Genomic DNA, 22,163 nt, shown 5'->3' on the forward strand with positions numbered 1-22,163 from the left:
CAGTTCAAGCGTCCGGTTGGTGCCGACGGCGCCCGCGCAGGCGCGCGATCAGATACATGATCAGGGCGGCCACCGCCAAACCCAGCCACTGCAGCGCGTAGGCCTGGTGGCGTTGCGGGCTCATCACCGTGGTGACGTCCTGCCAGGGCCGCGGCAGCGCCGCGGCGTCGCCGAGCGGTTGATCGGGGGCCACCCGTATCTCGAAGGGCGCTAATTCTACCCCAAGTCGATGGCCGATGGCTGCAAAATCCACCTTTTGTACCCGCAACGGCCACTGATTCTCCGGCAGCGGGGTGTCCTTGAGCACGAAGGTCTGCGCCGAGGGCTGGTAGGCGTTGCCGGTGACGGTGACCGGCCCGTCCACCGGGGGCACGTCGGGCAGCCGTGCCCGGTCCGCGCCACGCGGCAGCCAGCCCCGGTTGACCAGCACCCAGCGGCCCTCATCGGTGCGCAGCGGGGTCAGCAGGAAATAGCCGGCCACACCCTGCCAGGTGCGGTTGTCCAGCAGCACCGAGCGGCGGTTATCCAGCTCGCCACTGACCCGTATCGGGCGGTGTTGCGGGTCATCCAGATCGAGCGCGCGCTCCAGGGTGACCGGGGCCGCGCGGGCCTTTTCCGCCTGGTCGGCCAGCCATTCGCGTTTCTCCCCGGCGCGCTGCCACTGCCACCAGGAGAGGCTCAGGCAGAGGTCGACGACCAGCAGAGTCAGAACCAGTCCCAGCAACGACCGGCGCGCATTGCGGTTTGGCATATCTTTACGTGCACTCACGGGGGCGGTGGCTACAATGGGCGCGTATTGTAACCGACAACCGTATTCCGTCGAGGTGAATTATGTGGTGGGTCAAGCTGATCGTAATCGTTCTTCTTATCGCGGCGGTGGTGTCGCTGGCGCGCGCCCTGATGTCCCTGGTGCGCAACGAAGGCAAAAGCGGTAAGACCATGCGAGCGCTGGCCTGGCGGGTGGGGTTCTCGGTGATGGTATTCGTGTTCATCCTGGTGAGCATGCTGATGGGCTGGATCCAGCCTCACGATGTGAACCCCACCACCCGTGAAGGTGCCCCCATCGAGCAGCAATAACGGCCCGCCACAAAACAAAAAGCCCCGGCTTGTGACCGGGGCTTTTCGTTTCCAGGGTGGTGTGGCGCGGGTTACAGCCAGTACACCACCACGAACAGGAACAGCCATACCACGTCCACGAAGTGCCAGTACCAGGCCCCCGCTTCCCAGGCAAAATTGTTTTCTTCGTCGAAGTGGCCCTTGATCACGCGCAGCAGGGTCACGAGAAGGAAGATAGTGCCGATGGTCACATGGGCACCGTGGAAACCGGTCAGCATGAAGAACAGGCTGCCGTAGATGCCGGCATCCAGGGTCAGGCCCATCTCGGTGTAAGCGTGAATATACTCTTCCACCTGCAGACCCATGAAGATCATGCCCAACAGCACGGTGGCGGCCTGGAAGCCGATCAGCTTGCCGCGCTTGCCTTCCAGCAGCGCGTGGTGGGCAATGGTCAGCGTGATCGAGCTGGTCAGCAGGATGGCGGTGTTGATCGCCGGCAGGCCCCAGGCGCCCATGGCCTGGGTGGTGGTGCCGTCCGGGGTCTTCACCAGCGGCCACATGGCCTGGAAGCTCGGCCACAGCAGCTCGTGGGTCATGGCGTTGCTGCCGGCGCCGCCCAGCCAGGGCACGATCAGCCAGCGGGTGTAGAACAGCGCGCCGAAGAAGGCGCCGAAGAACATCACCTCGGAGAAGATGAACCACAGCATGCCCTGGCGGTAGGAGATGCCCAGCTGGTTGCTGTGCAGGCCGCCCACGGACTCTTTGATGGTGTCGCGCCACCAGATGGCGATGATGAACAGCAGGGTGGCCAGGCCGACGAAGAACAGCGGCATGCCCCAGCTGCCCTGGAAGGTATCCGGGTCAGTGGCCTGCTGAATGAAGTTGGCACCGCCCACGGCGGTGAGGAACAGGCCCACGGAGGCCGCCAGGGGCCAGGGGCTGCTCTCGGGTACGTAATACTTTTCCGTTGCCATGTTGAAAATGTCTCCTGTACAACCGGCCGTTATTTGTTCGTCGCGGCGACGCGGTCGGTAACGTCAAAAATGGTGTAGGACAGCGTCAGCGTATTGATATGACGCGGCAATTCCGGGTCCAGGTAGAAAATCATCGGCATTTCCTTGCGCTCGCCCGCCGCCAGCGACTGCTGATCGAAGCAGAAGCACTGGGTTTTGTGCAGGTAGCGCGCCGCTTCCCCGGGGGAAACCGAGGGAATGCTTTGCGTGATGATGTCGCTGGACTTGGGATTGCTGGCGAAAAAGTTCACCAGCGTGATCTCTCCGGGGTGCACTTCCACCCGGCGCGTCGCCGAAGTGAAATCACCGTTGACGCCCTCACCCCGCTGGGTGATGAATTCAACGGTGACGGTGCGGTCTTCCACCACCTGTGACGGGCCTTCGGTGCTCGCCGTCGTGGACGTTTTTCCATTCAGACCGGTGATATCGCAGATCACATCGTAAAACGGCACCATCGCGAAGGCGAAACCGAACATCGCCACCGCCCAGATAAGCAGCTTTCTGAGCGTGCGTTGGTTGCGCTGTTGCAGGTTCTGTTCGCTCATAGTGCCGTCCGAACTCCGTTACTTGACTACCGGCGGGGTGTCATAGGTGTGGAACGGCGCCGGTGACGGCACTTCCCATTCCAGACCTTCGGCGCCTTCCCAGGAACGGGCCGGTGCTTTCTCGCCTTTCTTCATGGCGCACAGCACGCACACCGCCAGGAACAGCAGCTGCGACAGACCGAACCAGAACCCGCCAATGGAGATCCAGAAGTTGTAGTCCGCGAACTGCAGCGCGTAGTCGGCGTAGCGGCGCGGCATGCCGGCCAGGCCCACGAAGTGCATCGGGAAGAACAGCAGGTTCACGGAGATCAGGGAACTCCAGAAGTGCAGCTCGCCGAGCAGCTTGTTGGGCATCACGCCGGACCACTTGGGCAGCCAGTAGTAGGCGGCGGCGAACATGCTGAACACCGCGCCGGACACCAGCACATAGTGGAAGTGCGCGACCACGAAGTAGGTGTCGTGGTACTGGAAGTCCACCGGGGTGATCGCCAGCATCAGGCCGGACAGGCCGCCGCAGGTGAACAGGATCACGAAGGCGATCGCCCACTTCATCGGCAGCTCGAAGGTCATCGAGCCGCGCCACATGGTGGCCACCCAGTTGAACACTTTCACGCCGGTCGGTACCGAGATCAGCATGGTCATGTACATGAAGAACAGGGTGCCGGCCAGGGGCATGCCCACGGTGAACATGTGGTGGGCCCAGACCACGAAGCTGAGCAGCGCGATGGAGGCGGTGGCGTAGACCATGGAGGCGTAACCGAACAGCGGCTTGCGCGCGAAGGTCGGAATGATCGCCGAGATAATGCCGAACGCCGGCAGAATCATGATGTACACCTCGGGGTGCCCGAAGAACCAGAACACGTGCTGGAACAGTACCGGGTCACCGCCGCCGGCGGCGTTGAAGAAGCTGGTGCCGAAGTGGCGGTCGGTGAGCATCATGGTCACCGCGCCGGCCAGAACCGGCATTACCGCGATCAGCAGGAAGGCGGTGATCAGCCAGGTCCATACGAACAGCGGCATCTTCATCAGGGTCATGCCGGGCGCACGCAGGTTGAACACGGTCACGATCACGTTGATGGCGCCCATGATAGAGGAGATACCCATCATGTGAACCGACAGAATGAACAGGTCGGTGGAAGCCGGGCCGTACTCGGTGGAGAGCGGCGCGTAGAAGGTCCAGCCGAAGTTCGGCGCGGCCGGGTTGCCGGCGCCGAAGGCGCTCATGAACACCGAGCTGAGCAGGATCAGGAACGCGAACGGCAGGATCCAGAAGGACCAGTTGTTCATGCGCGGCAACGCCATGTCCGGCGCGCCGATCATCAGCGGAATCATCCAGTTGGCCAGACCCACGAAGCCCGGCATAACGGCGCCGAACACCATGGCGAGACCGTGAACCGTGGTCATCTGGTTAAAGAATTCCGGGTCCACGAACTGCATGCCCGGTTCCAGCAATTCGGTACGGATCACCATGGCCAGAAGGCCGCCGGCCAGGAACATGGCGAAGCTGAACCACAGGTACAGGGTGCCGATGTCCTTATGGTTGGTGCTGAACAGCCATCGCTTCAGGCCTGTGGGGGCGTGGTGATGATGGTCATCGTGTGCTGCGGCGGTACTCATCGCTCTCCCCTCCCTACTCGTGGTCTTGAACGTCTTGGGGTTGAATCAAATCACCGGTGTCGTTACCCCAAGCGTTACGCTCATAAGTAACCACGGCGGCGATTTCCCTTGGCGACAGCTGGGCGCCGAAAGCGGGCATGGCTGCGCGACCGTTGATCAGCACGTCGATGTGCTCATCAAGGTGTTCTTCGTTGGTGGCGAAGTCGCTGCCCGCGAAGGCAACGCCGACACCGCCTTCACCGTTGTTGCCGTGGCAAACGGCACAGGCGCCGGCGTAGGTCTGCTCACCCAGTTCCATGGCCTCGTCGAGGTCGGCGAACGGGGTCAGGTCCGGTGCCGCGGCGGCTTCTTCCTTCTTCTCAGCCAGCCAGGTCTTGAACTCTTCCTGGCTTACCACCTCGGCCTCGATGGGCATGAAGGCGTGGTTCTTGCCGCACAGCTCGGCGCACTGACCATAGTAAGTGCCTTCCTTGCCCTCGGGTACCATGGTCCAGGTCTCGTTGACGAAGCCCGGGATGGCGTCTTTCTTGCCGCCGAAGTCGGGGACCCAGAACGAGTGGATCACGTCCGCGGCGGTGATCAGGAAGCGCACCTTCTGGCCTGACGGGAGCACCAGCGGCTTGTCCGCTTCCAGGTTGTAGTTCTTGTCTTTCTCCGGGAACTCGCTGCCCACGGCGTCCTGCGCGGTGCCGTAGGGGAACAGACCGCCGGCCAGGACCGGGTTGTTGATCTGTTCGGCGGGCGTGGCCAGGTTGGACATATAGGACACGCCGATGTTGTTGTCGTCCTCGTAGGTGAGGTACTCGTATTCCCACTTCCAGCGGTGGCCGGTGACCTTCACCGTGAGCTCCGCTTTCGAGGAGTCATCCAGCTCGATCAGCACCCGGGTGGCGGGCACCGCCATCGCGATCAGGATCACGAAGGGCACCACCGTCCACAGCACTTCCAGGAGCACGTTCTCGTGGAAGGTGGAAGGGGTGGGGTTCTTGGACCGGCGGTGGCGGATCATGGAAACCAGGATGAGCCCGAATACCAGCAGACCAATAATGGTCACAATCCACAAAATAGTGGTATGAAGGTCGTAGACTTCCTGGCTGACGCCGGTGACACCGGGTCGCAGGTTTTCGTTGGAACGTTCAGTCCAATCGCTGGCCACGGCCATTCCGCTGATCATCAGCGAAGTGAGGCCGACCGCCGCGCGGTGGAACAGAGTTGACTGCATGCGTTAGCTCCCTGTTTTCCCCAGCGTGAACCCCCCGGAAGAAGGGGCCGCGCCTATTCTTGCCGTCACCGGCACCTGGAAAGCGAGTTTCAGGAATAGGGCTAGGTAACCCTGGTGATGCCGTGGTGCCCCGCCGGGTCCCTCCCGAGACGAGCGGGCGGCCAAGGGGGTGGCCTTGAGCCCGCCTAGCTTTTCAGGGAAATACGCGCCAAAACAATCACTTACAGTAAGTAAGGGAAAGGAAGGCGTGTCTCCGGACTGCGGCAAAATGCCCCACGACATTGTGGGCGGTAACTCTAGTCATTCAAGGGGGCAAAGTCCAGCCGGAAAGCCGCCTGGAACGGGCCTTTCGGGAGATACCGCCGAGCCGAATTGTGCTAGACTGCGCGCCCTTTCAGCTCTTGGTTATATCCTCGGTCATGTCGAAAAGCCGTCAAATCTACAGGGTTATTTTCCTCAATCAGGGCCAGATCTACGAAATCTACGTGGGTGAGATCTTCCAAAGCGATCTGTATGGCTTCCTGGAGGTGGAGGAATTTTTGTTCGGCGAGCGGGCCCAGGTGGTGGTGGATCCTTCCGAGGAGAAGCTCAAGAACCAGTTCGCCGGCGTGCACCGCTCGTTCATCCCGGTCAATGCCATCATCCGGATTGATGAGGTGGAGAAAGAGGGTGTAGGTAAAATTACTGAGGCGGGCAGCAATGTGACCGCGTTTCCGCTGCCTTTCGGCCCCGGTGGCAAGAAATAGCCAAGACTCTTCCGGCGACGTCCGGCCAGGTCTCTGGAATCCCGCCGGCCAGCTTTGCCGGCCTTTCGCGGGCAGGCCCGCTCGCACGGGCAAAAAGAAGGGCGTCCGCTTGCCGCTGAACGCCCTGAGGGTTGCCTGATTGTACTGGGAGACTTCAGAGGTTTAGTGTTCCGCCGCGCGGGAAAGTTCCCCGCGCTGTTCCAAATTCGAGGGGCGATCAGCGTCCTTGCGCTATTGAGCCGTCATCCTTAGGCATTCTCGCCCGGGCGAAGCGCATCCTGCTTCCCTGGCCGCTCCTGGTCGGCCCTTCGCCCTTGACGAAGTGCATCCTTGCTCCCTGGCCCTCCTGTTGGGCCCTTCGTCCGCTACCGACGAGTGCATCGCCGATAACGTGAAGTATGAGTGGTGACGGCCGCCGGCGTTCACCCCTCTGGAGTACGGCTGTGAACCAGCGCACGCGGGTTTTTCGTATTTAACACAATCAGCGCGAATCCCCGGGTTCCGGGCGGGTGGGGAGCAGCACGCTGCTGTTTTCCGCGACGCTGTCGCCTCTGTCGTCGTGGCGGTTTTCCTTCTGGCTTTCGGGCAACCAGGGCGCGGTGTTGCCGGCCCCGTGGGCGGGCAGCCACAGGGCGGTGGTGATGGCGAGCAGGCCTTTAATAGCAAGCTTGGTCATGGTGTCGGCTCCCTGAATCCGGCGTGACGGGGCGGTGCTTCCCCATTTTGAGAACCGAATGCTGGCAGGGTTCCGCGAAACATCCATGAAAGCCGGCTCAGTTATTGAGCTGGAACACGTCCATGATGGTCTGGGTGGCGTCCAGGATGCGCACCACCTCGTTGTCGATCACCACATCGGAATAGCCGCCCGGCGTGCGCAGCACCGAATCCGGCAGCGGGTAGCCCTGGTAGTAAAGGTCGTCCGGCAGGCGCCGCCCCTCGTTGAGCTTTTTCTGCCAGCCCGGCGGCAGGGACTGTCCGCGCGCCACTTTCTTCTGCAGCCCCGGTGGCAGGTCGCCGGCGCGGTAGCGGTTGCCGAATTCCCGCAGTGCCCGCCGTTCTTCGTCGTTGAACTGCCGGTATTGCCGGTGCTGTTCGCCGCCGGCGGCGTTCTGGGAGGCTTTCGCGCCGCCGGCCCAGGGCGGCGGCGCCGCGATGGTGGACAGCGGGGTGAGTGCCAGGGCACCGATCATCAGCGCTAACGGGCGATAGTTCATAAAAGTCCCTCTTTACTGGTGTGATCCTCAGTAGACCACGGTTGGCGGCGCGGATTCCGTGATGTTATCGCGTTCGTCGCTTGCCATCTGTAACCGGACCTATACGGTAAAGGGCGCTGTTTTGATGCGTTTTCGGGACCGTAACGGAGAGTATGGGAGAGCAACCATGAGCGAAGTGATCAATACAACGGTGGACTACCAGGTGGACGGCAAGGCCTTTCAGGGCCATCTGCTGTACCGGCGCGGCGCCACGCCCGGCCGGGGTCTGCTGATGGCGCCCAATTTCTTCGGCGTCACCGAGCGGGCGCTGGACCAGGCCGAGCAGTTGCTCGACGACGACAGCGTGATTTTTGTATTCGACCCGTTCGGCGTGGAAGGCCGGCCCCAGACACCGGAGCAGGCCATGGCCGCCATGGGCGCTCTCCGGGAAGACAACGATGCCCTGCGCGCCCGGCTCGCCGAAGCGCTGGCGGTGCTGACCCGGGAAGCCGGTGCCCTGGGCGTGCCCGCCGACCGTCTCGCCGCCTTCGGCTTCTGCTTCGGCGGTGCCTGCGTGCTGGAGCTGGCCCGCGCCGGCGCGGACCTGCGCGCCTTCGTCAGCTTCCACGGCCTGCTCGACACCCCGAGACCCGCCGCCGGCCCGATCAAGGGCGCGGTGCTGGTGCTCAACGGCGCCGACGACCCCATGGTCAGCGACGAATCCCTGGTGGCGTTCAAGAAGGAAATGGATGCGGTGAACGCGGATTGGCAGCTCACCCACTTCGGCGGGGCGGTGCACTCCTTTACCGCGCCCAACGCGGACATGCCCGGGCGGGCGATGTACGACGCCAAGGTTGCCCGCCGCGCGTTCGCGGCCATGGACGACCTGTTCGACGAGGTGTTCGGCTAGCCCTCGGGTTTCTAGGTGCTGAGGGTCGCCATGTCGATCACGAAGCGGTACTTCACGTCGCCGTCTTTCATGCGCTGGTAGGCCTCGTTGATGTTGTGGATGTCGAGCATCTCCACATCGCAGCTGATGTCGTGCTCGGCGCAGAAATCCAGCACTTCCTGGGTTTCCGGCATACCGCCGATCAGCGAGCCGGCCAGGATGCGCCGCTTGCCGATCAGGGCACCGGCGTGCACCGGCGGCTCCACCGTGTCCAGCAGCCCCACCAGGATGTGCTTGCCGTCGTAGGCGAGCGCGTTCAGGTAGGGGTTGAGGTCGTGGCGCACCGGCACGGTGTCGAGGATGAAATCCAGCTTGCCGGTCATTGCCGCCATCTGCTCCGCGTCGGTGGACACCACCACGTGGTCGGCGCCCTGTTTCTTCGCCTCGCCCACCTTGCTTTCCGAGCGGGTGAACAGGGTCACCTCGGCGCCCAGGGCCTTGGCGAATTTAACGCCCATGTGGCCGAGGCCGCCCATGCCCACCACGCCCACTTTATCGCCGGCTTTGACGCCGTAGTGGCGCAGCGGTGAGTAGGTGGTGATGCCGGCGCACAGAATCGGCGCGGCGGCGGCCGGGTCCAGTTTTTCCGGCACCCGCACCACGAAACGCTCGCTCACCACCACCGATTCGGAGTAGCCGCCGAAAGTGACGCTCTTGTCGTGGCGGTCGCGGCCGTTATAGGTGCCGGTCATGCCTTCCACGCAGTACTGTTCCAGACCGTCTTCGCAGGCCTCGCAATGGCGGCAGGAGTCCACCATGCAGCCGACACCCACCACGTCGCCGACCTTGAAGCCGCTGACGTCGTCGCCCACGGCGGTGACGCGGCCGATGATTTCATGGCCGGGCACCACCGGGTAAAGGGTGCGGCCCCAGTCGTTTTCGGCGAAATGAATGTCGGTGTGGCAGACGCCGCAGTAATCGATCTTGATCGCCACGTCATCCGGGCGCGGTGCGCGCCGCTGGATGGACATGGGGTGGACGCCGGAATCGGCGCTTTGCGCGCCGTAGGCTTTAATCTCGCTCATGGTTCTGTCCCTCATTACTTTCTATGAAGCCCGGTTTGTGGGAGCGGGCCTCGCCCGCGAAAGGGAGCGACGCTCCTGGCAGGATACCAGAAACCTTTCTAATACCAGCCCCGAAAAGCTCTCTGGAATCCTGCCGGCCGGCTTTGCCGGCCTTTCGCTTGCAGGGCAAGCTCCCACAAAGCGGGCTTCGTAGAAGGAGACTCGGGTGTTTCAGGCCAGCGTTTGCTTCAGAAAAGCGGCGATGTCCTGAATTTCCTCCAGGCACACCGCGTGCTCCATGGGGTAGGTCTTGTAGGCCGGCTGATAGCCCTTGCCTTCCAGGGCCTGGGCCGCCTGGCTGCCGCCGGCTTCGGGCACCATCGGGTCGAACTGGCCGTGGGCGATGAACACCGGCAGCCCCTGGTTGGCCTCGCTCAGGGCGACGCTGTCCTGGGTGGCGAAATAGGTGGACAGCGCCATCAGGCCGGCCAGCTTTTTCGGGTGGCGCAGGGCCACTTCGTAGGCCACCGCGCCGCCCTGGGAAAAGCCGGCGATGACGATGCGCTCGCTGGGTACACCGCGCTCAATTTCCCGTTCGATCAGGGCGTCGATCTGGTCGGCGGAGCGGCGGATGCCGTCCACGTCGGTGGGGCCTTCACCGCCCAGGCCGACGATGTCGTACCAGGCCGGCATCACCATGCCGCCGTTGATGGTCACCGGAATCTGCGGCGCGTGCGGAAACACGAAGCGCGTCGGCAGGTCCGCCGGCAGGCCCAGCTCCGGCACCACCGGCTCGAAGTCGTGGCCGCTGGCGCCCAGGCCGTGCAGCCAGATCACGCTGGCGACGGCGGGCTGTTGCGGTTCGATTTCCACACAGGGCAAATAACTCATTCTAGTCTCCGGCTACGATCACCCGCACCGCCTCCAGGCGGTAGCGGGCGTCCTGCAAGTGGGTTTCCAGGGCGGCGGTCTGCCGCTCCAGGAAGTCGATCTCTTCGTCGCGCACCAGCGGGTTCTTTTCCCGCAGCGCTTTCAGGCGGCGCAGTTCCAGGTCCTGCTGTTCGCGCATGGCGGCCAGGGCGGTCTGGATGATCTCGTCCGCTTCGCCGCGCGCCTTGTTCTCGTCGTCCTTGAGCAGCTGTTCCAGCAGGGCTTTCTGGCTGGCGACGATCTTGCGCGCCAGCGGCTTTTCCAGCTTGTGGCACTGCTTGCACAGCGCCTCGTGGCTGATCGCCGCGGACAGATCCCGGCCGCGGCCGTCCACCAGCCGGCGGATGGTAGTCACCGGCAGAAAGCGGTCCGCCTGCAGGTGTTTGGGCGCCACGGTTTCCACCGTGTAGGCCAGCTCCAGCAGCAGGGTGCCGGCTTTCACCTTGGGGTTCTTGAGCAGGCTCACCGACGCCTTGCCCCGGTGGGAGCCGAGAATCATATCCAGGGCGCCGGTCACCAGCGGGTGTTCCCAGGTGAGGAACTGCATGTCGTCGCGGGCCAGGGCGGTGGCGCGGTCGTCGGTGACGGTGACGCCGTCATCGGGCAGTTCCGGGAACGGCTCGCGCATGTGATTGCCCGGCTTGAGAATCCACGCCTGCTCGGAGTGCTCTTCCTGATCCACGCCGTAGTGGTCGAACAGGCGACCCAGGAACGGCCAGGGGCTGTGGGCGTCCGCCTCGCGCAGTTTGTCCTTGAGGGTTTCCGCCCGTTCGGCCTCGAACGACGCCAGCTCCAGCAGGCGGTCGCGGCCGCTCTCCAGCAGCTCGCGCAGGCGCGCCGCCTCGGTACGGGTGGCCTCGATCAGGCGCTGCCGGGTGTCGGCGTCGCCGGGCAGGGCCAGCGCCGCCTCCAGGGTGTCCTGGGTGCGCAGGCGGATTTCGTGGCCCGCCGGGTTGGTCTGCTCGAAGGCGTTCATGCCCTGGTGGTACCAGTGGAACAGCACCTCCTGGCCATGGTTCTCGAAGTAGGGCACGTGGATGCGGATTTCTTCGCTCTGGCCGATGCGATCCAGGCGGCCGATGCGCTGCTCGAGCAGATCCGGGTTCAGCGGCAGGTCCAGCAGCACCAGGTGGTGGGCGAACTGGAAGTTACGGCCCTCGGAGCCGATCTCGGAGCAGATCAGCGCCTGGGCGCCGTCCTCGCTGTCGGCGAAGTAGGCCGCCGCCCGGTCCCGCTCGATCAGATCCATGCCTTCGTGGAACACCGCCACGCTCATGCCCAGCTTGTAGCCGCAGTAGGCGTGCAGGTCGATGGCGGTGTCGCGGCGCGCGCAGATCACCAGCACTTTCTCGCCGCGCTGCGCCTTGAGGAATTTTTCCAGCCAGTTGACGCGCGGGTCCTCGGCGCACCAGCGGTCGTCCGGGAAGCCCGCCTCCGGGTACAGGCGCAGCTCCGCTTCGTCGTCGTCCACTTCGTAGTTGCCGGGCAAGGGCAGGGGATAGCCCTCGACCTTGCGCGCCGGGAAGCCGGCGATGTTGTGGCGGGTATTGCGGAACAGAACCCGGCCCGGGCCGAAGCGGTCCAGCAGCTCCGCCAGCACGGTGTCGCGGTGGTCTTCGTCCACGGTCTCGCCGGGCAGCAGGGCGGCGGCCCGGTCTTTCAGCGCCGCCGGCCAGGTGTCCCGGTCATGCAGTTCGCCGGCCAGTTCCGCCACTTCCCGGTACTGGCCCTGTTCCTCGACGAAGGCGTCCAGGCTCGGGTAACGGTCCGGGTCCAGCAGCCGCAGGCGCGCGAAGTGGCTCTCCACGCCCAGCTGTTCCGGCGTGGCGGTGAGCAGCAACAGGCCGGGGCTGGTGCGCGCCAGCCGCTCGACGCGCTGATAGGCCTCTGACGGCGCGTCCTCGGACCACTCCAGGTGGTGGGCTTCATCCACCACCACCAGGTCCCACTCGGCGGCGGCCAGGGTGTCGATGTCGCAGCCTTCCAGGAAGGCGGTGCTGCAAAGAATCAACTGCTCGGACAGGAAGGGGTTGTCCACCACTTCCGGCGCGTCCGCCTCGCCCAGCTCCTCGGCGATCAGGTCGGCGAGCATGTCCTTGACGCTCTCCGCGCTGGGTTTGCCCAGGGCTTCCAGGCGCTCCTCGTCGAAGATCGAGAAACGCAGGTTGAAGCGCCGCGCCATCTCCACGAACCACTGGTGCACCAGGGCGTCCGGCACCACGATCAGCACCCGGCCGGCGCGGCCGGTCTGCAGCTGTTGATGGAGAATCAGACCCGCTTCGATGGTCTTGCCCAGGCCCACTTCGTCGGCCAGCAACACCCTTGGCGCGTAGCGCCGCGCCACCTGGTCGGCGATGTACAGCTGGTGGCCGATCAGGTCGATGCGCGGGCCGCGCAGGCCCTCGATCTCGGAGCCTTCGCGCTGGGCGCGGGCGCGCAGCGCCGACAGCCGCAGCTCGAACCAGCGGTTCGACGACAATTGATTGGTGAGCAAACGGTCCATGGCGCCGCTGAGGCGCAACTGATGGCCCAGCAGGGATTCCGGCACCGGCTGCACATTGTCCGGCTCGCCGGCGGGGTGGGCGTGGTACACCATCAGCCCGTTGTGATCCTCGGCGCTTTGCACCACCAGCTCCAGGCCGTCGCCGGTGGTCAGGGTGTCGCCCTCGTCGAAGGTGATGCGTGACAGGGGCGCGTTGTTCTTGGCGTAGGTCCGCTCTTCTTCCACGGCCGGATAGAGCACCGTGACCAGACGGTAATCCACCTCCTTGATCAGGCCGAGGCCCAGTTCGGTCTCGGATTCACTGAGCCAGCGCTGGCCGGGGGTAAAGTCGGTCATAGATATCCTGTGGCCGGTGGATTCGGGAGCGGAATTATACGGATTCGGGGCCTTCAGTGCGATCAAAGCCGCCCGCTTCCTCGAAGAACGCCCGGGTGGCGTCGTCGGCGGGGAAGTAATGTTCGATGCGCAGCTCCTCCACCACCACGTCCACCGCGGTGCCGAAACAGGCCAGGGTGGAAAAGGTGCGCAGGCGCCGCCCGGCGATATCCAGCTCCAGGGTGAGCATCGGCTCCACGCTGGCCGGCGTGTGTTCCAGCAGGGCGTCCACGTCCGCCAGCTCGCTCAGCCGTTGATAGAGCGCGCGCAACACCGTATCCGGGCGGGTATCCAGATCCCGCCGCAGACGCCGCAACAGGAAGCCGGCCACCGTCTCCCAGTTGGCGATGAACGGGCGGAACCCCTCCGGATGGAACACCAGCTCGACCATGTTACCGGTCTGCGGCAGCGGGCCGCCCTCGGCCACCACCGCCTGGATCAGCGCCTGCTGCGCCGGGTTGGCGAGTAGCAGATTCCAGTGCGCGTCCAGCACCGCCGCCGGATAGGGCGAATGGTTTTCCAGCATCACCTCCAGGGCCCGGCGCACCGGCGCCATGGCCGGATCGTCCAGCCGCGTTTCCGAGAAGCGCGGCGGATGGCCGGCGGCCACCAGCAAGTGATTGGTGTCGCGGCAACTGAGATCGAGCGCCTCCGCCAGCCGCTGCAACAAACCGGCGCTGGGCTGCGCCCGGCCGGTCTCCACGAAACTCAGATGGCGGCTCGACACCTCCGCCCGCACCGCCAGATCCAGCTGGCTCAAACGCCGGTTGCGGCGCCACTCCGATAACAAATGTCCCGCCTGCACTGTCGCCTCCCATTACCTCACGGGTAATTGTTTCGCTTCCCCGCAACGGGGATTCTGACTCTATCAGAAACCTGAAGGAGAAAGACCATGCCCTGGAAATCACTCAAACACGCTCTGCTCTTCAACGCCGTCGGCACCGCCCTGCTGGGCCTGCTGATGATCGTCGACGCCGGTATCATCGCCGGCCTGCTCGGCGCCCACGCCGGCGCCATCCCGCCGCTGATCTGCACCGTGGCCGGCGTCGTCTGCCTGCTGTTCGCCGCCGACCTGGCCTTCGTCGGCACCCGCAAGCCGATCCCCCAAGGACTGGCCAAGCTGCTCACCCTGGCCGACGCCGCCTTCGTGGTCGCCATCCCCGTGGCGATGATCGCGGCTGCGCCGCTGCTCTCCACCCTCGGCCAGTTCCTGCTCGCCGACCTGGCCCTGCTCACCGCCTTCCTGGTCTGGTGCCAGTGGCGCGGCCTGCGCCAGCCCCAACCCGCCCCGGCCAGCTTCTGACCTTGGCGCCGGTTTGTGGGAGCGGGCCCACCCGATCCCGGCGCTCCTTGGGAGATTCGCCGCCAGGGTTTCGTAGAAAGGTCCGGGCGGCGTTTCTGACCCGTGGCGGTTCCGTTTCCAAGTGAGCGGGGGAATGGTGGTGCCTGGAGGGAGCTGTTTGGCCAGGGATGGCCAAACTAACAGCGGCCAGGGATGGCTTGAGCGGTCCCGGAAGGCACCACCATTGCACCGCGTCTCCGATACGGAGCACCACAGCCCGCACAACCGAATTGACACCACCCGGAAAAAATTCGAGTAACCTGTACCGGTCCACAGAAACACAAGGGTATTACCATGGGCGACGTGGTCCCCTTCCAGAAACCGGCCAAAAAGAAACCCAAAAAGGGCCTGTGCCAGCACGGCTTCCACAAATGGAAAGTGGTCAAGAACACCCGGTTCGACAGCCAGCAGGGCAAACTGGTCACCCGTTACCAGTGCGAGCGCTGTGGCAAACAGAAAGTCGAAGCGCGCTAGGAGATACACCGACATGTTGGAAATGAAAACCGAGTGCGAACACTGCCACGACGCGCTGATCGAGCAGGGCGAAGTCTATATCTGTTCCTACGAATGCACCTTCTGCGTGGACTGCTGCACCGCCCTGGGCGGGCTGTGTCCGAACTGCGGCGGTGAGCTGGTGCGCCGGCCGCGCCGTCCGCAAGGGGCGGAAACCGCGTGAGCGCGGCCGCCGCCGGCGCCGGCCATCAGGTCGATACCGCCAGCGGTTACCGGGTGCCGGTGACCTGGTACGCGGGCGCGCCGGACACACCGACGGTGGTGCTGCTGCCGGCGCTGGGCGTGGCGGCGCGCTTTTACGACAAGCTCGCCGCCACCCTGGCCGGGAGCGGGCTCAATGTGGCGGTGATGGAGCAGCGCGGCCAGGGCGACAGCGCGTTGCGGCCCGGCCGTGGTCAGAACTGGGGCTTCGCCGAGGTGCTCGACAACGACCTGCCGGCGCTGCTGGATTGGGCCGAAGCGCGGCGGCCCGGCGCGCCGCTCCACCTGATGGGCCACAGCCTGGGCGGCCATTTCGCCGCCATCACCGCCGGGCGCTTTGCCGAACGCATCCACGGTTTAATTCTGGTGGCCACCGGCAGCCCCTGGTGGAAAGCGTTCGAAGGCGCGCGCACCCGGCCCGACGCCAAAAGCGTGCGCCGGCTGATCCGGCTGATTCCCGCCGCCGGCCTGCTGCTCGGTTACTTCCCCGGCGAGCGCATCGGCTTCGGCGGCAACGAGGCGCGCGGCGTCATGAACGACTGGCGCACCCTGGCGCAGCACAACCGCTACCAGGCCCGGGGTCTGGACGAAGACCTGGACGCCGCCGTCGCCGCCTATACCGGGCCGGTGCTGGCGGTGCGGCTGGCGGACGACGCCCTGGCCCCGGAAGCGTCAGTGAAAGCGGTGACGGACAAATTCCGCAACGCCCCGCTCCGCCAGCAGGTGATTACCGCCGACCAGCTCGGCGACCGCGCCGATCATTTCCGCTGGGCCCGTCAGGCCCGGCTGGTGGCCGATCTGGTCACGCCCTTTGTTGCCGGCCCGCGATAGCGGTAATCTTGCCCCTTCGCCCGGCAACCACCCGACCGTAACCGTATGGCCCGCCATTCCGCCGTCACCACAACCGTCCCGCCCGGAGCCCGCCCGTGAGCGGCCCCATTCTGATCTTCGATTCCGGGGTCGGCGGCCTGTCCGTGGTCAAGGCGCTGCGCGAGCAAATGCCCGGCGCGCCACTCGCCTACGTGTGCGACAACGCGGCGCTGCCCTACGGCACCAAGGCGGACGCGTGGCTGGTGCGGCGCATCGTCCAGGTGTGCCGGGCGGCGGTGGCCGCCAGCGGCGCCCGGGTGCTGGTGGTGGCCTGCAACACCGCCAGCACCTTGGCGCTGGACGCGCTGCGCGACGCCCTGGCCATCCCGGTGGTGGGCACGGTGCCCGCCATCAAGCCCGCCGCCGCGCTCAGCCGCAGCGGCGTGATCGGCCTGCTGGCCACCTCCGCCACCGTCACTCGCCCCTACACCGACAAGCTGATCCACGACTTCGCCGGCCACTGCACCGTGGTGCGGGTGGCCGCCGACGGTTTGGTGGAGCAGGCCGAGCGGTTGCTTGCCGCTGAGCCGGTGGACGACGCCGTCATCGACGCCGGGCTGGCGCCGCTGTGGCGCGCGCCGACCCTGGACACCGTGGTGCTCGGCTGCACCCACTTCCCGCTGCTGCGCGACCGGCTCGACGCCCGCGCCCCGCGCCCGCTGCAATGGGTGGACTCCGGCAGCGCCATCGCCCGCCGCGTGGCGCAGGTGGCCGGCGCGCCGCTGGAAAGCCAGCCTGAACATCTCGCACCGGCCTGGGCCACCGACCCGCGCCCCGAGGGGCTGACCCACGGTTTCCGCGCCTTCGGTTTTGCCCCGCCGGTCGCTCTGTCGGTACCGCTGCCCCAGCCGGTCTGATCGCTTCCCGGTTGCTCCATCTTGTGCGCAAGGGTGCTTTTAAATACTGTCCAAAAGAACAGTTTTCAGAGTGGAGAGGTATCGTGAAACCAAGAATGAGTTTATTGACGCTCGGTGTGCGGGATCTGGCGCGTTCGGTGCGGTTCTACGAGCAGGGTTTGGGGTTGCCGCGCATGCCGTCGCCGCCGGAAGTGGCGTTCTTTACGCTGAACGGCACCTGGCTGGGCCTCTACGGCCGTCAGGCGATGGCCGAGGAAGCCGGCGTGGCCGATGACGGCGGCGGCTTCGCCGGCTTCACCATCGCCCACAACGTGCATTCGGAGCAGGAGGTGGATCAGGTGCTGGCGCAGGCCGAGGCGGCCGGCGCCACCCTGGTGAAACCCGGGCACAGAGCCCATTGGGGCGGCTACCTGGGCTACTTTTCCGATCCGGACGGCTTCCTCTGGGAGGTGGCCCATAACCCGGAGTTCTGGGTCGGTCCGGAAGACAACTAATCCGCTACCTCAATATCAGTCACGCCGCACGGGGCCGGTCAGCCATTGCTGGATCGCGCCGCGCGTGTCGGCGCTTGTGATGAGGCCCAGGTGGCCGACCCCTTCCAGCACCTTTACTTCGGCGTGGTCGGTGTGCTCGCGGAACAGGGGCGCGTAGGCGTCGCTGTTGAAGCTGCTGTCGGCGCTGCCGGCCAGCACCAGGGTGGGCGCGTTCAGCGCGGCGATGTCGGTGCCGTAGTCGTCGCGCGGGTGCATCGACGTCTGCATACGGTAGCTGTAGGCCAGGGTCTCGGTGCCGTCGCGCACGGCTTCCGGCATGTTGAATTCGATCACGGTGAGGTCGTTCAGGCCGGTGATGCCGACGCCGTTGAGCAGGCCCAGCAGGATCAGCCGGAGTAATTTCGGGTCGGCCCAGTCCGAATTGCTTTCCGCGCTGGTGGGGGCACTGTGATGGATGTAGGGCGCCAGCAGGATGTAGCCGTCCACCGGCACCTGCGGGTCGCCGCCGGCGTGGCGTATCGCCAGGCCGCCGCCGCTGGAATGGCCGGCCAGCAACAACGCCGCCTCGGGGTGCGCCCGGCGCACCAAGCCCAGGAAGTCGTCCAGGTCGTCCTCAAGCTGGCCGATGTAGTCCACGTCGCCGCGCCGCACCGGGTCCGGGCCGTGGCCGCGCAGGTCCGGTGTGTAAACGCGCACGTCGTCGCTTTCCGCCAGGCCGGAGGCCAGCGGTTGCAGGTAGCCGCTGTGGTAGCCGGAGCCGTGCAGCAGCACGATCACCCGCGCCGCGTCGCCGGTGCCGGCATATTCCCGGTAGTGCAAGGGCGTGCCGTCGCGGGCCTGGTACTTGTGCAGCGCCGGCGGCGGTGCGCCGCCGGTGACCTGATCGAAATCCATGCCGCCGTCCTGCTGACTCCAGAGCGGCGTGGCGAGCAAGAGGAGCAGGGCGCCGACCAGTGCCGGCGCCCATGGAGGGGTGCGGCCGGTGCGCCACATAAGAGCCTCGTCGTCGTGCGCCTGATGCCCGCACTGTGCGTTGTCATCGCGGTGGTCGCAAGGCCCGGGCCGTTCAACCCAGGATCATCACCGCCTGGCCGGCATTGATCTGCTGGCCCTCCTGGCGGGCGATGTGCACCACCTTGCCGGCTTCCGGCGCGGCCACTTCGATTTCCATCTTCATGGACTCCAGCACCGCCACCACCTGGCCTTCTTCCACGCGGTCGCCTTCGGCCACGGTGAGCTTCCAGATGTTGCCGGCAGTGGGGGATTCCACCGGAGTGCCTTCCGGCAGGCTGTCCGCTTCCTCGGCGTTCAGGTCCTGCTGGGATTCGAAGTTGATCTGGCCGCTTTCCACCCAGCGTTGCAGTTCTTCGTCGAAGGCTTGGTTGCGGGCGTCGGTGAAGGCGCGGATGTCGGCGTCGTTGTCTTCCAGGAAGCGCTGGTACTCGCCCAGGTTGAAGGTGGTCTCCTCGACCTGGAACGGATAACGGCCCTTGGGGAAGTCGCGGCGGATCCGTTGCAGCTCCTCGGCACTCACTTCATAGAAGCGGATCTGGTCGAAGAAGCGCAGCAGCCAGGGCTGGGTGAACGCCTCGGTGCGGTGGAAGCGGTTCCACATCTGCATGGTGCGGCCCACGAACTGGTAGCCGCCGGGGCCTTCCATGCCGTAGACGCACAGATAGGAGCCGCCGATGCCCACCGAGTTTTCCGCGGTCCAGGTGCGGGCCGGGTTGTACTTGGTGGTCACCAGCCGGTGGCGCGGGTCGTAGGGGGTGGCCACCGGCGCGCCCAGGTAGACGTCGCCCAGGCCCATCACCACATAGCTGGCCTCGAACAGGATCTTCTTCACCTCGTCGATGCTGTCCAGGCCGTTGATGCGACGGATGAACTCGATGTTGCTGGGGCACCAGGGGGCGTCCTTGCGCACCGACTGCATGTATTTCTCGATCGCCAGGCGGCAGGCTTCGTCGTCCCAGCTCAGCGGCAGGTGGACGATGCGCGAGGGCACTTCCAGGTCGTCCTGCTTGTCCAGGGTCAGCTCGGCCCGTTTGAGCATTTCGAGCAGATCCCGGCGCGGCAGCACGGACGGCTCGAAGTGCACCTGCAGGGAGCGGATGCCCGGAGTCAGCTCGAGAATGCCGTCGGGTTTTTCCTCTTCCAGCCACAGCATCAGCGCGTGGGCGCGGAACCGCAGCCGCAGGTCCAGCTCCAGCGGGCCGTATTCCACCAGCAGGTAGCGGTCGCCGGCGGCGCGGTAGACCACCTCCGGGCCGTCTTCCTTTTCTTCCAGCCGGTCCAGGATCGGCGTGGTGACCGGCGCCGCCGCCGGGGAAAGCGTCGGCGCGCTCAGGCCGGCCAGGCAGGCGTCCTGTTCCGCCGCCAGGCGGTCGGCGTCCTCCAGGCTCAGCGGCACGAAGCGCAGGCGGTCGCCGGCCTTGAGCTGGCCCAGTTTCCAGCGGTCCGCCGAGATCACCGTGGCGGGGCACACGAAGCCGCCCAGCGACGGCCCGTCCGGCCCCAGGATCACCGGCATGTCGCCGGTGAAGTCCACCGTGCCCACGGCGTAGGCGTTGTCGTGAATGTTGGACGGGTGCATGCCCGCTTCGCCGCCGTCGCTGCGCGCCCACTCCGGCTTCGGGCCCACCAGGCGGATGCCGGTGCGGCTGGAGTTGTAGTGCACCTGCCAGTCGGCGCTGAAGAAGGTGGCCATGTCGTCGTCGGTGAAAAAGTCCGGCGCGCCGTGGGGGCCGTAAATCACGCGCAGCTCCCAGGTGTCGCCCAGCGCCGGTTTCAGGCTGTCCGGCACCGCCACCGGGGCCGTGTCCGCCGCCGGGGGGCCGAAGTGCAGCACGTCGCCGGTGCGGATGGCGCGCCCGCCGTGGCCGCCGAACTGCCCCAGGGTGAAGGTGCTGCGCGAGCCCAGGTAGGGCTGGCACTGCAGGCCGCCGGCGAGGGTCAGGTAGGCGCGGGCGCCGTCGCCGCGCACCTTGCCCAGCTTGAGGGTCTGGCCGGCGGCGACGGAAACCGCCTGGTAGTTGGGCACCGGCTCGCCGTCCAGGGTGGCGCCCATGTCGGCGCCGGTAAGGGCGATGCGGGTGCCGTGGTTAAAGCGCAGGGTGGGCCCGTTGAGGGTGAACTCCAGGCCGGCGGCGTCCTCGTCGTTGCCCAGCAGGCGGTTGCCGAGGCGGAAGCTGAGCGCGTCGAAGGGGCCGGACGGCGGCACGCCGATCGGCCAGTAGCCGCGCCGGCCCGGGTAGTCCTGCACCGTGGTCAGGGTGCCGCCGGCGAGCACGTCCAGGGTGGTGGGGTGGTAGTCGAAATCGTTCAGGTAGCGGGTGGTCATCTCGCCGTTCTGGAACGCCCGGTCGGCGAGGATCGCCAGCACATAGTCGCGGTTGGTTTCGATGCCCTCCACGCAGGTGTGTTCCAGGGTGCGTTGCAGGGCGGCCAGCGCCGCGTCGCGGTCGTCTTCAAAAACGATCAGCTTGGCCAGCATTGGGTCGTACAGCGGCGAGACCGTGAGGCCCGGTTCGATCCAGTGGTCGATGCGCAGCTTCTCGCCGTCGGCCTCGGGGAACTCGGCGGTGGTGAGCAGGCCGGCGCTGGGCTGGAAGTCCTTGTTGGGGTCTTCCGCGTACAGGCGCGCCTGCAGTGCGTGGCCGCGCGGCGTGAGACCTTCGCCCAGGCCCGCCAGCGGCGGCAGCTCGCCGGCGGCCAGCTGCACCATCCAGCGCACCAGGTCGATGCCGAACACCTGCTCGGTGACGCCGTGCTCCACCTGCAGGCGGGTGTTCACCTCCAGAAAGTAGAAGCGGTTGCTGTCCTGGTCGAGGATGAATTCCACCGTGCCGGCGTTGCGGTAATCCACCGCCGCCACCAGGCGGCGGGCGGTGTCGTGCAAGGTGGCGCGCACCTCGTCGGGCAGGTTGGGCGCCGGGGTTTCTTCCAGCACTTTCTGGTGGCGGCGCTGGGCGGAGCAGTCCCGCTCGCCCAGGGCCAGTGCGCCGCCGGCGCCATCGCCGAACACCTGCACTTCGATGTGGCGGGCGCGCTCAATGTATTTTTCCAGGAACACGCCGTCGTTGGAGAAGTTGTTGGCGCTCAGCCGGCGCACGCTGTCCCAGGCTTTTTCCAGGCCGGCGTCGTCGTGGCAGATCTGCATGCCGATGCCGCCGCCGCCGGCGGTGCTTTTGAGCATCACCGGGTAGCCGATCTCCGCGGCGGCTTTCAGCGCCGCCGCCGGGTCATCCAGCAGGCCGGTGCCGGGCAGCAGCGGCACGTCGTTGTCCTCGGCCAGGGCGCGGGCGGTGTGTTTCAGGCCGAAGTCGCGCATCTGTTGCGCGGTGGGCCCGATGAAAGCGATGCCGTTGTTTTCGCACCGCTCGACGAATTCGGGGTTTTCACTGAGAAAGCCGTAGCCGGGGTGCACCGCGTCGATGCCGTGCTCGGCCATCAGCGCGAACAGCTTGTCCTGGTTCAGGTAGGTCTGCGCGGCGTTGCCGTCGCCCAGGTAAAGCGCCTGGTCCGCCAGGGCCACGTGTCGGGATTCGGTGTCCGCGTCGGCGTAGATCGCCACGCTGGTGACGTCCAGATCCTTGAGGGTACGGATGATGCGGGTGGCGATGGCGCCGCGGTTGGCGATCAAAACCTTGTTGAACATGACGTCGGCTCTCTTGCGAGGGCGGGCCGTCCCGCCGTTGTGTTTCCTTGCGCCGGGGTCGTCCCCGGGGGCGTCT

The 22,163-nt window shown here is 65.9% G+C and carries 22 protein-coding genes; 9 read left to right on the forward strand and 13 right to left on the reverse strand.

Going from position 1 to position 22,163, the window contains the following annotated elements:
• Positions 1-4 precede the first annotated feature (4 nt).
• On the reverse strand, positions 5-751 hold the full coding sequence (locus ACMG4O_RS06665) for an SURF1 family protein (protein WP_414434697.1): 747 nt from the start codon (positions 749-751) through the stop codon (positions 5-7).
• Between the two features lie 80 nt (positions 752-831).
• Here ACMG4O_RS06665 and ACMG4O_RS06670 point away from each other — a divergent pair, with 80 nt between their 5' ends.
• A complete protein-coding gene (locus tag ACMG4O_RS06670; RefSeq protein ID WP_214013387.1) occupies positions 832-1,077 on the forward strand; it encodes a twin transmembrane helix small protein in 246 nt (81 codons plus the stop codon).
• Between the two features lie 71 nt (positions 1,078-1,148).
• Here ACMG4O_RS06670 and ACMG4O_RS06675 read toward each other — a convergent pair whose 3' ends face one another.
• From ACMG4O_RS06675 to coxB, 4 genes are read right to left on the reverse strand one after another with little or no spacing between them, the layout of a single operon-like run.
• Positions 1,149-2,030 carry a cytochrome c oxidase subunit 3 gene (locus ACMG4O_RS06675; RefSeq protein WP_214013388.1) on the reverse strand — a complete coding sequence of 294 codons (882 nt, stop codon included), beginning with the start codon at positions 2,028-2,030 and terminating at the stop codon, positions 1,149-1,151.
• 29 nt (positions 2,031-2,059) lie between these two features.
• Complete coding sequence (locus tag ACMG4O_RS06680; protein ID WP_214013389.1) at positions 2,060-2,614, reverse strand: cytochrome c oxidase assembly protein; 555 nt, start codon at positions 2,612-2,614, stop codon at positions 2,060-2,062.
• Positions 2,615-2,632: 18 nt separating this feature from the next.
• Positions 2,633-4,231: a cytochrome c oxidase subunit I gene (gene ctaD, locus ACMG4O_RS06685; RefSeq protein WP_194856243.1), complete on the reverse strand. Its 1,599-nt coding sequence runs from the start codon at positions 4,229-4,231 to the stop codon at positions 2,633-2,635.
• Between the two features lie 13 nt (positions 4,232-4,244).
• Positions 4,245-5,453 carry a cytochrome c oxidase subunit II gene (gene coxB / locus ACMG4O_RS06690; protein WP_414434698.1) on the reverse strand — a complete coding sequence of 403 codons (1,209 nt, stop codon included), beginning with the start codon at positions 5,451-5,453 and terminating at the stop codon, positions 4,245-4,247.
• 419 nt (positions 5,454-5,872) lie between these two features.
• On the opposite strand from coxB, the gene ACMG4O_RS06695 reads away from it, so the two are divergent.
• The gene (locus ACMG4O_RS06695) at positions 5,873-6,199 is read left to right on the forward strand and encodes a DUF1820 family protein (RefSeq protein ID WP_142950036.1); all 327 of its coding nucleotides are present in this window, start codon (positions 5,873-5,875) and stop codon (positions 6,197-6,199) included.
• A 481-nt stretch (positions 6,200-6,680) separates the two neighbouring features.
• On the opposite strand, the gene ACMG4O_RS06700 is transcribed toward ACMG4O_RS06695, so the two are convergent.
• Entirely contained in the window at positions 6,681-6,875 is a 195-nt protein-coding gene (locus tag ACMG4O_RS06700; RefSeq protein WP_414434699.1) for a hypothetical protein, read from the reverse strand.
• 97 nt (positions 6,876-6,972) lie between these two features.
• Positions 6,973-7,413 (reverse strand): hypothetical protein, encoded by a 441-nt coding sequence (locus ACMG4O_RS06705; RefSeq protein ID WP_194856245.1) that lies wholly within the window; start codon positions 7,411-7,413, stop codon positions 6,973-6,975.
• Positions 7,414-7,579: 166 nt separating this feature from the next.
• Between ACMG4O_RS06705 and ACMG4O_RS06710 the strand changes: the two genes are divergently transcribed.
• Entirely contained in the window at positions 7,580-8,302 is a 723-nt protein-coding gene (locus tag ACMG4O_RS06710; protein WP_142950033.1) for a dienelactone hydrolase family protein, read from the forward strand.
• 11 nt (positions 8,303-8,313) lie between these two features.
• Here ACMG4O_RS06710 and ACMG4O_RS06715 read toward each other — a convergent pair whose 3' ends face one another.
• The 4 genes from ACMG4O_RS06715 to ACMG4O_RS06730 form a co-directional block, all read right to left on the reverse strand.
• Entirely contained in the window at positions 8,314-9,366 is a 1,053-nt protein-coding gene (locus ACMG4O_RS06715; RefSeq protein WP_414434700.1) for an NAD(P)-dependent alcohol dehydrogenase, read from the reverse strand.
• A gap of 210 nt (positions 9,367-9,576) precedes the next feature.
• Positions 9,577-10,236: an alpha/beta hydrolase gene (locus ACMG4O_RS06720; RefSeq protein WP_370184698.1), complete on the reverse strand. Its 660-nt coding sequence runs from the start codon at positions 10,234-10,236 to the stop codon at positions 9,577-9,579.
• A 1-nt stretch (position 10,237) separates the two neighbouring features.
• Positions 10,238-13,114, reverse strand: a complete 2,877-nt coding sequence (gene rapA, locus ACMG4O_RS06725) for an RNA polymerase-associated protein RapA (RefSeq protein WP_414434701.1) — start codon at positions 13,112-13,114, stop codon at positions 10,238-10,240.
• Between the two features lie 34 nt (positions 13,115-13,148).
• A complete protein-coding gene (locus ACMG4O_RS06730) occupies positions 13,149-13,958 on the reverse strand; it encodes a helix-turn-helix domain-containing protein (RefSeq protein ID WP_414434702.1) in 810 nt (269 codons plus the stop codon).
• An 87-nt stretch (positions 13,959-14,045) separates the two neighbouring features.
• Between ACMG4O_RS06730 and ACMG4O_RS06735 the strand changes: the two genes are divergently transcribed.
• From ACMG4O_RS06735 to ACMG4O_RS06760, 6 genes are all read left to right on the forward strand, one after another.
• The gene (locus ACMG4O_RS06735; RefSeq protein WP_414434703.1) at positions 14,046-14,456 is read left to right on the forward strand and encodes a hypothetical protein; all 411 of its coding nucleotides are present in this window, start codon (positions 14,046-14,048) and stop codon (positions 14,454-14,456) included.
• 333 nt (positions 14,457-14,789) lie between these two features.
• Entirely contained in the window at positions 14,790-14,969 is a 180-nt protein-coding gene (locus ACMG4O_RS06740; protein WP_142950111.1) for a hypothetical protein, read from the forward strand.
• 13 nt (positions 14,970-14,982) lie between these two features.
• Positions 14,983-15,171 (forward strand): DUF1272 domain-containing protein, encoded by a 189-nt coding sequence (locus ACMG4O_RS06745; protein ID WP_142950112.1) that lies wholly within the window; start codon positions 14,983-14,985, stop codon positions 15,169-15,171.
• Positions 15,168-16,040, forward strand: coding sequence for an alpha/beta fold hydrolase (locus tag ACMG4O_RS06750; RefSeq protein ID WP_414434704.1), 873 nt, complete (start codon positions 15,168-15,170; stop codon positions 16,038-16,040). The genes ACMG4O_RS06745 and ACMG4O_RS06750 overlap by 4 nt, the downstream gene beginning before the upstream one ends.
• A gap of 95 nt (positions 16,041-16,135) precedes the next feature.
• Positions 16,136-16,936 (forward strand): glutamate racemase, encoded by an 801-nt coding sequence (murI, locus tag ACMG4O_RS06755; protein ID WP_414434705.1) that lies wholly within the window; start codon positions 16,136-16,138, stop codon positions 16,934-16,936.
• A gap of 95 nt (positions 16,937-17,031) precedes the next feature.
• Positions 17,032-17,430 carry a VOC family protein gene (locus tag ACMG4O_RS06760; RefSeq protein WP_370183933.1) on the forward strand — a complete coding sequence of 133 codons (399 nt, stop codon included), beginning with the start codon at positions 17,032-17,034 and terminating at the stop codon, positions 17,428-17,430.
• Between the two features lie 15 nt (positions 17,431-17,445).
• Here ACMG4O_RS06760 and ACMG4O_RS06765 read toward each other — a convergent pair whose 3' ends face one another.
• Together ACMG4O_RS06765 and uca are read right to left on the reverse strand one after the other, a co-directional pair.
• Positions 17,446-18,423 (reverse strand): alpha/beta hydrolase, encoded by a 978-nt coding sequence (locus ACMG4O_RS06765; protein WP_414434706.1) that lies wholly within the window; start codon positions 18,421-18,423, stop codon positions 17,446-17,448.
• Between the two features lie 73 nt (positions 18,424-18,496).
• Positions 18,497-22,087, reverse strand: coding sequence for an urea carboxylase (gene uca / locus ACMG4O_RS06770; protein ID WP_335629673.1), 3,591 nt, complete (start codon positions 22,085-22,087; stop codon positions 18,497-18,499).
• Positions 22,088-22,163 lie beyond the last annotated feature (76 nt).

The organism is Alloalcanivorax venustensis, from assembly GCF_047495515.1.
Taxonomy (GTDB): domain Bacteria; phylum Pseudomonadota; class Gammaproteobacteria; order Pseudomonadales; family Alcanivoracaceae; genus Alloalcanivorax; species Alloalcanivorax venustensis.